Raw genomic sequence first — 13044 nt, 5'->3', positions numbered from 1 at the left:
CATGAAACAAACCATTCCTCGTCCGTTCTATATAGGGCCCCAAGGGTTAACTGTGCAAGAATGTGCTCCGAAGGAGCATCGCCGTGTAAAACACTTTCTACCTTTTTGGCTTGGCTTCAGAAAACGCTTTAGCTATGCTTTAGGTGCTTCAGGGTGCTTCGGTCTGCGCTTCCGAAGGCTTTGCGGCGTAAACCGCTGAAACGTATAGGAGTTAGGACAACAGCCATGTTGCATGACGCATTATCGTAAAGAGGAGGATGCTATGGCTCAGACCGGCGATCAGGACGAGGAACGACAGCGCTTAGAGGCCGAGTTGGCCAATGCTGATCTGTCCGCTTCGTCGGGGGCGAGGAGTGCCAGCGCATTCACCCAATACGTTCGGGACCATTACGACACGTTGGCTGCCCTCAAGAGCGACAACGGATTGAGCTGGTCCCAGATGGCGGTTCTGCTCGGTAGGCGCGGGCTCCGGGCAGACAACGGGACGGACCTAACCGGCCCGCTCGTAAACGCCACAATGACCCGTGAGAGATGGCGCCGCGATCCCAAGAGCCGAAAGGTCAGGAATCCAGCTCCTAGAAAATACCGCAGGGGATCGACGCTCCTGACCGAGTTGCCAAGCGAGACCCCTGCCCCGCTGGCTACTGCATCTGAACCGACGCCCGCTCCTACTGCCCCGGCTCAAGCGGCTGGATCTTCCGTAACGGGTGGCCCGACTAGGTCGGCCAATCCCTATGCGGAGTTTGACCAGCAAGTGGCCGAAAACCGGGAAAAGGAAGCGGCGAAGAAAAAATCGCGTCAGACAATCGAGGACAAGTTTGCTGCGATCCACAAACTCGAAAATCCCCCTGAGGGAAAGGACTGACCGTGACGCACAGCCCAAACAAAACCGCTCTCAAGGCCAACACCCCCGCCGACGCGGTAACTGCGACCGCCCGTGCCGCTGTGGAGCGGTATGTGGTTCTCAACGACAAGGGTGGTATTGGAAAATCGTTTGTCGTCCAGGGGCTTAGCCTCGAAATGGCCGCCGTTGGGAAAGAGCATGTTGTGGTGGAAGCCGAAACCTCGCCGCGCCTACAGAACATCCTCGGCGCCGACCGGGTGAAGTACCACGAGCTGTCCGAGGATAGCCTGTCGGCTATCCGCAAGAACCCGGATCTGCTGGGCGAGTATTGGGACAACGTCATTGAGGACTTCATGGGCGGCCCGGCCGTCATGGACCTTTCCGCGAACGCGACCAAACTCCTGTGGCAGTGGTGCGACGGTGGCGTTGGCAAGCTGGTTTTCGGAGACGGCGCAGGCATCGGCGCTCTGGTAGTCGTTACGGCCGATCCGGAGGCCCTCCGCCTGGCTGCAGAGGCGATGACGCGAGCGGCGACGGAGTGGCCTGCAGCCCGGTTGTTCCTGGTCGTCAATCCGCACCATGGCGACCTCGCTCCCAACTCGCCGGCGCTCGACCTGATCTGCTCCCAAGCGGGCGAACGGGCTGGCGAGGTGGTGCGGGTGTTCCTGCCGAGGAACGTAGCGAAGGCCTGGCCGGTGATGGTCGGGTCAGGCAAACCGCTGCACGAACTGGCACTGCTCAAGCCGCAGGCCCTGATGGGCCACGGGTACAAGCTGGGCGAGGCGGCCCGTTCCGTCGCGGATGTCATCGAGTGGCTGGAGGTATGGCGTCCTCAGGTCCGCCGCATCCTCGAAGCGGGCGGAACCCTCACGTCCGAGGCCTAAACGTGGGAGTGGAGGCGGGTATGCGCTGGAAGCACGATGCCGCGGTGGCGGAAAACTACCGCGACGCATTGGCGATCATCGCAGCGGAAAGCGCTAAGCTCCGCAACCGCCTCCTCACCCTGCCGGAAGTTGACCGCCTAGTAGCGGTGGAGGACAAGGAAACACGGGAAACCCTGACGAATGAGGACCACCGAACGGTGATCCTTTCGCTCGCACAGGCTCTTCCCGCCACTCGTCGCCTACGATCCTCCATCCTGCCCCCTGCTGCTCCGCCAGATGGGATCGAGCCGGCTGCTGAGGTGCCGGCTGGCGTGCTGATGGCAGGCGATCTGCTGACCGTTCTCGAGGGCCGAGCAGAGGCCTTGGTGCGCGATGGTGCAGTTCTAGCGGTCGCACCTGGGGTGTCCGAGAGCGAGGCTCGCCGCCGGTTCGTGGCCTGGGCCGGTGAGCCCCCTGAACGCCTACCGCCTCGGGTGGCTGCCGTTGTTGAAAACTGGCGCCGGATGGCGGTGGCTGCACTAGAGCTGCGCCGCTTGTTGCGCGTCGATCTATCTCCCTCTGACTTGGTCGAAACCACTGGCTCTGACAAATCCGCCCGTCTCGGGGCAGCCGTGCTGGGTCTTGTCGTGGAGCGCCGCCGGCTGCGGGCCCTGCTATCCGTCCCGCTGACTGCATCCCCAATGCCGGTCACAGTTGCCTCCGCACTTGCCTACGCCGAGGCGGAAGCCGCTGTTTGGCGCTCTGGCCTTGCCTCGCTGCCTCCTGAGCAGCGCCACATTGCTTCGCGTTTCGCTGCCCAGCTCCGCACCCTAGCGACCGATCTGCGTAGCGACCTGATAAAGGGCCTACTACGCGAGGACGATGCGTTGAACGCGACCGTCGATCAGCCGGAAATGGTGGGGCGACAGGCGGCGGAACTAGCTAAGGCGCGCAGCCGCGAGGCGGCTAAGAAAGAGAGGGATGCAGCTGAGGCCGAGAAGGTTCGGCGGATTGACGCTGAGAATGCTCTCCGCATCCGGCAAGCCGCGCACGAAGCTGAACAACGCAAGGCACTGGCGGAAGCAGCCGAGGAAGCACGGCGCGAAGGGGAAGCTCGCGCAGCTCGCGCCGCTCTAAGGCGGTCAATGTTGGTGCGTATGGTCGTGGCTGGCTCCGGTCCAGCCCTGGCATTGCTAGCCGGGCTTTCGATCCCTGCTGGCTCGAACGCCGTCGCGTGGTGGCGTACCCCATCTGTCTGGCTATGGGCCGCCAGTGCCTCACCTGGCGCCGGGCTCGGCGTTCTGATCCTGGCAGGAATGCTGGTTTACGCGGTTTGGACAGCGAAGAAGGCAATGGAGTTCGCAACCACTCCCCTTCTAGCTGTCGGCCTATTCCTGCTTGGGCTAATAGTCCCGGTGCCCCTGATCCGCTGTGCCAATATCAGCATGGCGCCGGTGGGTTTTTTGGTGACGGAGACGCACCTCTCTCCCGGCGGCCCGGTCGCGGTTGGCATGGCGGATCTGTCAAACCGACTGATCCACTACAGGTACACAGGCTTTTGGGGATGGGAAGCCGTGATCCAGATCGCCGGCTATGAGCCGCCAGTCGGAGTGATCTATGTCGCAAGCGGAGACATGATGGCAGCGTGGCAGCGCGGGAGAGGCGGCTAGTCAGTCTGTTGGCATTCGGGCTGTCACTCGGCTCTGGCGTCAGTTAGTCGACCGTCACGCTGCCCTGTTCTCTGCGGCCTAAAAGGATTGAGACGGTATGCCCGACCAAGCAGCAGTTACCAAGATTACCTATGGCGCGCAGGTTCCAATCTTCCCCGTCGAAAGCAAGCATGGTTTGGTCTGGATGGAAGGTCGTCCAGACATCCCGTGGCAGCGCGCCTACGTCGTCTGGTGCAGGCCATCACGGCTGGAAGCCTTAGTGCGTCACACGACTAGGCACCAGTGGTGCGGGCTGCCTCCGCGTTGGTCAGAGGATGAACGTGAGCTCGTTCATAGCGGAATGACCAGCACCACTGCGGAGGAGCCAATGCCAGTTGGTTGCCTGCATCTGAATTACCTCGTGCGCAGAATGCCGGCGCAACTGCTGAACTTCTTGGAAAGTCGCGGCCTGCATTCTTGGACAGTCGAGCTACGCTGCGGCTTCATGGACGGAATGCACCGGACAGCTTGGCTTATCGAAAACGGCGCACCTTTAGTCCCAATCATGACTACATCGCTTGCAAGCGCTATGGCACTGGAGCAACACGCAGGCGACCGATTGTGCCACATCGATCTTGGACGGCTGGAAGACGAGGGCAAACGTCCACGCAAATAGCCCGGATGATACGATAGCTCAGTCTGGAGGTACTTTGGTTCCAGCCCTCGCTCTGCTGCGGGCCTCCTGACGCAGACGGAGACAGGCATCGATATTGTCTCTGTCGCTCCGCGCGCCGCAAATTCGGCGCAGCCTCGCCTCTGCATCGGCAATGGCCTGTTCGTAGATCTCGGCTCCTCGCGCCGCCGCTGCGGCGGTGGGCGAGGTCGGGGCGACCTCAGCCGCCCCCCCGCCGTTTGACCAGGCTACTGCGAGTGCCAGCACCAGCCATGTTCTCATAACACCCTTGCCGCCTGCCCATATCGAGTGAGCATCGCGCCAAACTCGTTTACGCAATCTTCCGTAGATCCGCGAAAACGCGGGGCCAAAGCGCCGGCCCGCTCTCCGAGCGAGCCGGCGCTTTGGCCATAACAATCGCCACCACATCCGCCTCTGCCTCACCCAAGGTCCGCGCCTCACCTCGGCGTACCGCAGGGGCCTCGTCTCCGACCGTCGCGGCAGTCGTCACCACCCAGGCGTAGATTGGCAGCCCAAGCCGGGCACATTCGCTCTCCCAGGCGCCGGGCTTCTCCGCCCATGCCGGCGGCGGAGCTGCGCGGACGATAATGGCGCTGTGCAAATGTGTTGCGCCAAGGCGGTCCGTAGCTGCGCCCTCCAGGACGGTGTAGGCCGAGAGTGTCCACTGCCGCGCCCCGTCCTGACGGGCCTCGGTCCGCAATACTGGCGCATTTACCGTGGCGCCGATCCGTGCCAGGTGATTGCGGCCGCTAGTTAGCGCTTCGTCCAGGTTTTCAGCGAGGGCGGCAATCCGCTCAGCCTGCCGCCAGTCTGCCGGCTTGCCGGGCATCGGCTGAGGCAACACCAGCAAAATATCCTCCCACAACCCTCCCGGCACAAGGCGGACCTCTGCGCGAACCAGCACCCGCTCGCCCCCTGCCAAAGTCACTCGAGCGTCGGTGGAATAGAGGGCCCACTCCCGGCCGACTGGCGGCTGGACAGCTGGCGGGTTTGGGACGAGGCCGAGGTAACGGACAGCGGGCGTAGAGGCTGGCGGGACCATCATACTTGCGCCTCCTGGGCCGCCTGGGGCTCGGCTAATGGTTCGGTTTGCTCGGCCTCAGCCTCAGCCTCCGCCTGGGCTTCGGCCTCGGCCTCTAGGCCGAGATCTGGCCCGGGAAGGGGAACCAGGTGGGAAGTAAGACCTTGGGCCTGCTCGGCCTCGATGCCGGCGAGAATGCCTAGCGCGGGCAGCGGCGGGCAGGGAGACGAACCTTTAGTGACCCGCCGTTTGTAGTCAGGATCGTTGAACCAAAACGGCCGCTTGGCTCGGATTGGCCGGTTCGCAAAGTCTTGGACAAGCACAATCTGCACGTCCTCGGACAAGCTCATGAGCTCTTGGGGAGAAACCAGGTGGCGACCCTGCCAGGACCAGTTGCGCCCCTGCCTGCGTAAGCCAAGCGGCTTGTCGCCGTCATTCTGGCTCTCTGATTTCGAGCGATAGGTGTATTTTCCAATCATATCCGCAAGTCGCTTTGCGACTTTGTCGTTATTTTGGCCTAGAATTACCTTTGCCGCTGTATTGGTATAAAGAACTTCTACGTCCTGATCGCTGTATTTCTGGCGAAGCTGTGCCTCGTCTTGTGCCACATACAGTGCAAACACGCGCTTAGACCTGCCGACCGCCGGAAGGTTCATTAGCTCCTTCATCCGGGGGAACTGCGGGAACTCGTCTAAGCAGAAAAAAACATCCCGGTCGCCCATGACACGTCCGCCGCGGGCCGTTGCGTCAGGACCGTTAGCAATCAGAAAGTTCGCCAGGAGCTCGCAGAACAGAGTGGTAATCGCCGCGAAGGCGGCAATCTCTTCCTGCTTGATGACAAGATAAATCGTCACCGGGCGCCACTCGCCGTTGACTGGATCGCGCAAGCCGCGGAGATCACCAAAGCTGAACGAGCTGACCCGCATCCTGTCTTTCGCAGCCAGGGTTCGGAAAGGCGAAAGCGCATTTGCGACGCCCGCCATGATTGAGCTGCGGGTGCGCTCGTTAGTAGCTCCCAAGATGGCGATTTCGTCTAGCGCGGTTTCGTCATAAGGTGGGCGCTCGCCCTCCATTTGCTCGCCACTTCGCCATGCTTGGTTTGCCTCTCGCCCTGTCGCAGCTAGGGCAACGAAGGCATCCCTCATGCAATCCACCTCGCCAGCACCGGGCTTCTTAGCGGCCTCTAGGCTCTCAGTAGCGGCCAAGGCCATCATCCTGCCCAGCCAACTGACGTAGCCCGGCATCGACGGACCCTCGTCCGCGTAGTCTTCTGGGATACCGTCGCGGTTTCCAGCCTCTACAGCGTCGATATAGTGCACGAGGAAGCTCTTGATCGCGGTGCGACCAAGCTGCGCCCACGTCGGATCACCGTGCGGCGGGTCAGGCAATATCGCCTCGACCATGATCTGCAGGTACGTGTCGCGGGCATGGGCCTCGTGGCGCGGTGGTAAGCTCTCGGGACTAAGTGGATTCCAGCTCGCGCCGGGAGTGCGGCCAGGCCGATCCTCCTCACCCCACGCCAGGCGGAATACCGGGCCGTGCCTCGCGCGGTCAGCCGCGGTCAGATCGTACAGCTCAGGCTTCAGGTCGATGATGACCTGGGAGGCAGTGGGCGCGTCCAAAATGGACGGGACAACAACTGCAGACGTTTTACCCTGACCAGGTGGCGCGAAGGCCAGAACCGACAGGCACTCATCGAGCCGGACAGTGCGGCGGCCAACACGGCCGAGTGCCAAGTGCCGACCTGCAAGCGACACCTTCTTCGCCCGCGCCATGCGTCGCAGATCCCGCGCGCCGGCCCACTTGGCATCTCCGTGAATGTTGGGGATTGCGGAATATGGGTTGGCGAGTACGCCGCCGAGCCACCCCACAGCGGAGGCTGCGAACGGGGCGGAAAGCCAAGCGGCTCCGATCGGATCAGCCGCAAACTGCCTGATAGCCGGCCACCAAGCGGCTCGGGTGGCGGCCGTGCCGAGATAGACGTCGGTGAGATACCGGCTCGCTGCATCTAGCCCGTCTGGAGCCAGGCCAGTGGTCCAGAGGTGGGCGACAGCAGGCATTGCGGGTGTCGCTACGGCAGTCACCGCGAGCGCTAGGACACTCGTTCCTGCCATCCAAACCACACGGCGGCGCGGCTCGGCGTAGGCATCTGGTTGTTTGGCCATAGATAGGCTCCGGTCACCACTGAACGGCTATATGGTAGTTTCTACCATCTTCCTGGTAGTGTCTTCCAGAGGGAGAAAATGGCGGAGGTGTTGGGATTGGCGAGGCCGCCCCCGAGGGTCCACCGGCCGTCTGCGCTCTGCCGGCTATATTGGCCGGCGTCGCTACGGGCGGCCCGTGGACTTCGGGGACGGAAGAGGTCAGCGCGGAGGGAGGATTTTGCCGGTATTGGTGACAGTGCTGCCGACTGGCGGCGGCTGTCGCCAAGCCCGCTCCCAGGGCTGGCACGACACAGCACCGCTACGGCAGGGTGGAGCGTCTGCAGTAGTCGGCGGCGCCGGTTGGGCACAAGCGGCTAGGATCGCTGTTGTCAGGATCACCGCGAGAACTTTGCTCAAAGCCGAACCTATTTGGGGGGGGTTAAGGAGCGTCGGCACGCTAGCCCTTCGCGGGGCTGGCGGCTTCTCAGAAATCGCGCAGCTCAGCAGTGGCGGCGCGGGTCGGCGTCGGCTCGGGGATGATGCCCCGTTCTTCGACCTTCTCGCTCCCCATGGGCCACAGCATGACGCGGGCGAACATCTCGACGGTTTGCCAGTTGGCGAACCACAGGGTGGGCGTCGGCGGCTCCATGGTGTCCCATTCCAGCTGCCAGGCCAGATGATCGCGGCCCCGGAAGCTGAGCATCATGAGGCGGACGTAGAGCCAGCCATGGTTGCTCAGAGGCTTCAGGATCACGGTACCGAAGCAATGCGTGGTGTAGGGCGGTTCGCCGGCATCTGCCCGGATGTCGTTGAGGACGGTCCAGTGTTCCCGGAAACGCTCCAGCTGCAGGGGTTCGGGCGGCGGTCGACCAAAGGCGGCCGGGTATCCGGCGGCCAGCAGCCCATCAAACAGGCTGGTGGCCCACTCGGATCGGGGCCTGCCGTCAGTCGTCGGTAGCCGTATAGCGCTGCCGCAGTCGACGGCGATCGCTTCCATAGGGGTAGGTTCCTCGCTCCTTACCGACGGGCGGCCGAGGCACCCCGACGCTTCGGGATCGGCCGCTCGGTGAGGTCAGCGGAGCTGACCCGGACGCCAAATGCCTCGAGCGCCTGGCAAACTAACACCTTCTGACTGACGCCGCGGGCGATAGCGGCGTCAGCTAGGGCGTCGGCGGACTGTTGGCGCACCTTAAAGTTGACTTGGACGTTCGCTGGCCCGGCCTCGGCCGCGACCGCTGACGGTAGGGTCGGCGGAGCGACCTGGCGCACAACCGCCATGGCTGCGGCAGCGCGGTCTTCAGGCTCCGGTGGTAGTGCGGGTGGCGAAGCCTCGGCGTCAGTGGCTGGTGTGCGGCTCTTTAGAGTGGGCTTAGCCATACGGCGCCTCCAGGGCGTATCAAGATAGTCAGTAGATGGTAGCCTATACCGTAGACCTCGGTAGTAACTACCGCCTTTGCGGTCGCGGGAGCCAGGAAAGGTCGCGTAGCTCTGCAACTAGGGCTGCAATCTCCTCAGCTTCAGGGCCGCTACTAAACACAGCGGGGCCGCCAAAAAAGATGCTGGCGTATGCGGTCCGGTCGCCAAGGCTGGCGGCGAGGCGAGGTAAGCGAGCGCTCTCCAGCTCGCTCAGAGCGTGGCGGGCAAGGGTGGTTCTTTTGGTCCTGGCCACCAGGACACGGGCGGGGATCGGCCGGCGAGCCGCCGTAGCTGCGTCATTGACCAGCTGCACAGTCCGCTCCGCCTCGTGGATCTCCGCCTCACCGGGCAGGACCGGGATCAGCACCGCATCGGCGGAGGCAATGGCAAGCAAGGCCGAGCGGCTAGCGAAGCCCGCGGTATCCACCAGGACGGCCAGGTGCTCCTTAGCAAGGTGGGCGATGGTCCGCGCTAAGGCGCCCTCGTCTGCCTCGGCGCGGACTTCGATCTTCGGGCCGTCGTAGTAGCGGTCAGCCCATCGCGCAAATGAGCCATTAGGGTCGGCATCTACTACGGCGACGGACACACCATCTGCAGCCAGCCGGGCCGCAAGCAATGCCGTGGTTGTCGTCTTGGCCGATCCGCCTTTGCTGCTGGCAACAGTTAAGATGGGCACCGAGCCTCCTCCGCCAATTGCTGGCGCAACCTGACGGTAGGACAGGATGCGAGCAAGCGGATTGTTGGTAGCCGGTAGAGGATTGTTGGTAGTTGGTAGGGGATAGGCGTCCTCTGGCAGCTCTCGAAGAGCCAGAATGCCGTGGTCACTGCTATACGGCGGCCATGGCCCTTTTTCCGGATCCACCTCCGCCGGACTTCCACCCTGAGCCCGAGCAGACAAGCGCATCTGGCCCGTTCAGCGGCCCCTCGTATAGGTACCGTGGCGCCATCATCGATTGCCAAAAGGGCGGCTACATCTGCCGATTGGTGATGCCGGATCACCCCCTGCATGGACGGAGCTTCGGCGTGGTTGGGACTATCACGCCTCTGGTCGACCTATGGCTCAATGAGCGCCGGTTGCCTCGCCACCTGCGAGTTGTGCCGCCGGCTGGCCAGCCCTGACCCGCTACGACCGTCTTCTCCGCTTCGCCAGCCGCCTCGGCGAGGTCGAGGCCGGGAGTGCTGTAGCCGATGCGGCTATCCATGAGCTAGTCGGCCTAACCGGGCCCGCGCAGCCTTACACCACAGACGACGCCGCGGCGCGTAGCCTGCTGCCGCCGGGGTTCGAGTTTATGCAAATCACCTACACCGCCGGCTGGGTCTACGCCCCATGTCGCCAGGCCGGGTTGGATGTGGACGGGCTGGCGTTCCCTCACCACGGACAATGGGCCAGAACCATGCCCTTATCCATATGTGCTGGCGTCCTGCGGGCCTGGGCGAAGTTGGACCGCCAGAGGTAGGGACCTACCCGATTACCGTTTGGCGGATCCGATAGGCGTCGGCCGTCGCCGCTTGTGCAAGCAGCCGGGCTTGGCGTGCGCCTTCGGTCGCTAGTCGGCTTGGGGCTTGTTGGCCAGCAAGCCACGTCTCTGCCTGAATCGCCGCGAGGACGGCCATGGCTGCTTCTGCGGCGGCCCTTTGCGTGGCGATCCTGGCGGCGCCGGGGTCCATTCTTCGCAGAGCTGCAGCGCCTCGCAGGACAGCGGCCCTTACCGCGGCGAGGTGCACGCTACCCGCAACAGCGTAGCAAGCTGCCACTTCCCCAGCTGAGGCCAAAGCAGGTTCGTCAGGCCATTCGGCAGGTAGCAGGGGCGGGCAGGAGCTACGGGGCATGAGGTTTCCGGACTGACCCATGTGGTCCTGGGATGGTAGCGGATAGTTACTACCAACCAATCACCCTACCGATGCATTCCTCATAGGGGGATGTGACCAACCTCCTCGCGGCTAGACCGGCGAGCTCCACTCAGTGAACAGACGGGGATTTCTCGACTCCGCCGGAGTCCGGATCGACTAACGATTGGGTCGAGGTCGGTCACATCCCCCTATAGGAATCACTATAGGGGAATGTGACCGACCTCCTGCGCTGCCAGGTAACCCGGCACCGGGCTATTAGCAGATGTGTGAAATCCTAATTTTGCACATCTTCACCGCTTCACTTTCGCACTTGCGCACGCTATATAAGCCCTGCCCCGGCTGTACCGGGGCGGCGAGGCGTCCGCTTATCGGCGCCATTAGCAGGGCATCCGAATGACCCGCTCTTGCGCCAGTGGCCTGACCGGCCTCCGCCTCTGGGCGCGGCGCTCCACGATTACGGAGGTCCGCCTATGGTCCGTCTGGCTGCCGATGAGGCTGCACGGCCGCGCTATGACGTTTCGACAGCCCTGCGTTACAACCCTCCCGGGGATGGCTGCGGGGGTGTGGTGGACGGGGCTTTGTCAGAGGGGGAGATGCGAGCAGAGCTGGCTGGCGGCAGTCGGGTACGCCGCTGCTTGGTCGTCGTCACGGCTACTGCCGCCGGGACGCTTTACGTCCCGTATTTCCAAATTTCCGGGCGCTCTGGCTTGCTGGCTATCGCGCGCTATCGCAACCGGGGTCTCCGCGCCTGGCGGGACGTTGGCAGTTTCGTACGCGTCCTGGCAGATCCGCTGGATGCGGGCGGGTTTGCCTACACTGGCCCAGTCCTGCTGGTCCGCGGGGATGACCCGCGCCTTGCGCGTCTCGGTCTTGCGGGCCTGCGGCAACCTCCATCAGCTTAGCCCTGCCGCCCTTCGGGGTGGCCAATGAGCGGCCCCCTGTCTGTCGCCGCTGTCGTCGCTTTGGCGACGTCCTGCGCGCCATCCATTGCGCCAGATACCCTCCTGTCGGTCGTACAGGCCGAGAGCGGGCGCGATCCCCTGGCTATCAACGTAAACCGTCCTGGGGGCGGCACGCGCCGCCCTGAGACTCTCGAGGCAGCTATTGCCCTCGCGGTCGAGGCCATGCGGCAAGGGTGGTCGGTGGACCTGGGCCTCGCCCAAATCAACACCGCCAATCTGCCGCGACTGGGTATGACCCTGGCGGAGGCCTTCGATCCGTGCCGGAACCTGTCAGCGGCGGAGCGGGTGCTCCGGGATGGTTGGGCTGCTGGGGTGGGGGAGGCGGATCCACAAGCTCGGCTCCGCGTCGCATTCAGCCACTACAACACCGGCAACCCGACCCGCGGCTTCGCCAATGGCTATGTCGGCCGCGTAGAGCGGGCGGCTGGCTATGTAGTCCCGGCAATCCGTCTGCCAGGACAACCCACGCCGTCCAGCACCGCCGAGGCCGCAGTTCCGGCCGCCGTCACCCCACCTGCCGATCCGCCTGGGGCTCCGCCTTCGTGGGACGTTATGGCACGGGCCGAGTGGGAGCTGCAGCAAGCCGGCCGCCAGGGTGTCCAGGCTGCGCCAATCGCCCAACCCGATCCCGCCGGGGAGCCTGTTCGGCTGCGCGCTCGCGCCGTCTCGACCTCTGACGGCTCTGACGCGGAGGCGCCGGCCTTCCGCCTGTCAGCAACCCTGCCGGCAACCCTGCCATTCACCGAAGGAAACCGCCCATGAGGCGCCTTGCTCTGACCCCTGCTCGCCGTCGGTCCGCTGCTGTCGCGCTCTGCGCGGGTGTGATGCTTCTCGCGTTCGCTGATCCTGCGGCGGCGCAGGCCGCGGGCGGCAACACCGACCTGACGCAGTTCGTCAACAATATCTCGAACCTGCTGACGGGGCGGCTTGGTCAAGCCATCGCGGTCGTCGCAATCGGCGTTACCGGCGTGATGGCCGCGCTCGGGGCGGCGTCGATGCGCGCCTTTGGCGGCGTTCTGCTCGGCGTAGGCATCCTGTTCTCGGCCGGCTGGCTCGTTTCCCAGCTCACCGGCGGCGTCGGCTGACATGAGCGGCGATGTGCAAGGCGAGGAAGGGCTGGATGAGGACACGCTGTTCCTGGCTTGCACTCGCCCCGCCTTGTTCCTGGGCGTCCCGCTCGAGGCCGCGATGCTCAATGCGGGCATCGTCACGGTCGCTTTCGTGCTGGTGAAAAACCCGCTCGTTCTCGGGATCGGCGTTGCGACGCACTGGGCCTTCCGCCAGCTCGCTGGCCTCGACCACAACATTTTTCGCGTCTGGGGCCTTTGGGTTTGGTCGCGTGGTTGGGCTCGCAACGCGGAGTTTTGGGGTGGCGCCTCGGTCGCGCCGCTCCCCCTTACGCCAGCTAAGAAAGCCGCTGAGGTCCGTCATGTTCGGTAAGTGGTCGTTCGCGTCGCGTGAGGCCCAGCCGGAGGCGTTTGTGCCGTATCTCGGCCATGCCTCCGAAACCTCAATCCTCGATGACAGTGGCACCCTGCACGCGGTTTTGGCGGTCGAAGGCTTGCCGTGGGAGACTGCGGCGGCCTCGGCGCTAAACGGG

General features: G+C 63.9%; 11 protein-coding genes. 7 read left to right on the top strand and 4 right to left on the bottom strand.

Going from position 1 to position 13044, the window contains the following annotated elements; all coding sequences use genetic code 11:
• Positions 1 to 262: 262 nt before the first annotated feature.
• The 4 genes from BLR02_RS28920 (at position 263) to BLR02_RS28910 (ending at position 4032) form a co-directional block, all read left to right on the top strand.
• A complete protein-coding gene (locus tag BLR02_RS28920) occupies positions 263 to 865 on the top strand; it encodes a hypothetical protein (RefSeq protein WP_143018279.1) in 603 nt (200 codons plus the stop codon).
• 2 nt (positions 866 to 867) lie between these two features.
• Entirely contained in the window at positions 868 to 1728 is an 861-nt protein-coding gene (locus BLR02_RS24365; protein ID WP_143018278.1) for a hypothetical protein, read from the top strand.
• A 20-nt stretch (positions 1729 to 1748) separates the two neighbouring features.
• Positions 1749 to 3377 carry a coiled-coil domain-containing protein gene (locus tag BLR02_RS28915; protein ID WP_143018277.1) on the top strand — a complete coding sequence of 543 codons (1629 nt, stop codon included), beginning with the start codon at positions 1749 to 1751 and terminating at the stop codon, positions 3375 to 3377.
• A 97-nt stretch (positions 3378 to 3474) separates the two neighbouring features.
• Complete coding sequence (locus tag BLR02_RS28910) at positions 3475 to 4032, top strand: plasmid fertility inhibition factor family protein (RefSeq protein ID WP_143018276.1); 558 nt, start codon at positions 3475 to 3477, stop codon at positions 4030 to 4032.
• A gap of 328 nt (positions 4033 to 4360) precedes the next feature.
• Here the strand turns inward: BLR02_RS28910 and BLR02_RS28905 are convergent, their stop codons facing one another.
• The 4 genes from BLR02_RS28905 to BLR02_RS24340 all read right to left on the bottom strand — a co-directional run bounded on the left by BLR02_RS28905 (position 4361) and on the right by BLR02_RS24340 (position 9307).
• Entirely contained in the window at positions 4361 to 4954 is a 594-nt protein-coding gene (locus BLR02_RS28905; RefSeq protein WP_143018275.1) for a hypothetical protein, read from the bottom strand.
• A 137-nt stretch (positions 4955 to 5091) separates the two neighbouring features.
• A complete protein-coding gene (locus BLR02_RS24355) occupies positions 5092 to 6846 on the bottom strand; it encodes a type IV secretory system conjugative DNA transfer family protein (RefSeq protein WP_176849786.1) in 1755 nt (584 codons plus the stop codon).
• 853 nt (positions 6847 to 7699) lie between these two features.
• A complete protein-coding gene (locus tag BLR02_RS24350) occupies positions 7700 to 8212 on the bottom strand; it encodes a hypothetical protein (RefSeq protein ID WP_090664980.1) in 513 nt (170 codons plus the stop codon).
• Positions 8213 to 8659: 447 nt separating this feature from the next.
• Positions 8660 to 9307: an AAA family ATPase gene (locus BLR02_RS24340; RefSeq protein WP_176849785.1), complete on the bottom strand. Its 648-nt coding sequence runs from the start codon at positions 9305 to 9307 to the stop codon at positions 8660 to 8662.
• Between the two features lie 2101 nt (positions 9308 to 11408).
• Here BLR02_RS24340 and BLR02_RS24335 point away from each other — a divergent pair.
• From BLR02_RS24335 to BLR02_RS24325, 3 genes are read left to right on the top strand one after another with little or no spacing between them, the layout of a single operon-like run.
• Entirely contained in the window at positions 11409 to 12206 is a 798-nt protein-coding gene (locus BLR02_RS24335) for a lytic transglycosylase domain-containing protein (protein WP_090664977.1), read from the top strand.
• Complete coding sequence (locus tag BLR02_RS24330) at positions 12203 to 12529, top strand: TrbC/VirB2 family protein (protein ID WP_090664976.1); 327 nt, start codon at positions 12203 to 12205, stop codon at positions 12527 to 12529. Before BLR02_RS24335 ends, BLR02_RS24330 begins: the two co-directional genes overlap by 4 nt.
• A 1-nt stretch (position 12530) precedes the next feature.
• The gene (locus tag BLR02_RS24325) at positions 12531 to 12884 is read left to right on the top strand and encodes a type IV secretion system protein VirB3 (RefSeq protein WP_090664975.1); all 354 of its coding nucleotides are present in this window, start codon (positions 12531 to 12533) and stop codon (positions 12882 to 12884) included.
• Positions 12885 to 13044: the final 160 nt, after the last annotated feature.

The organism is Belnapia rosea, assembly GCF_900101615.1.
In the GTDB taxonomy this organism is placed as follows: Bacteria; Pseudomonadota; Alphaproteobacteria; order Acetobacterales; family Acetobacteraceae; genus Belnapia; species Belnapia rosea.
This window is presented reverse-complemented; position numbering and strand designations above follow the sequence as displayed.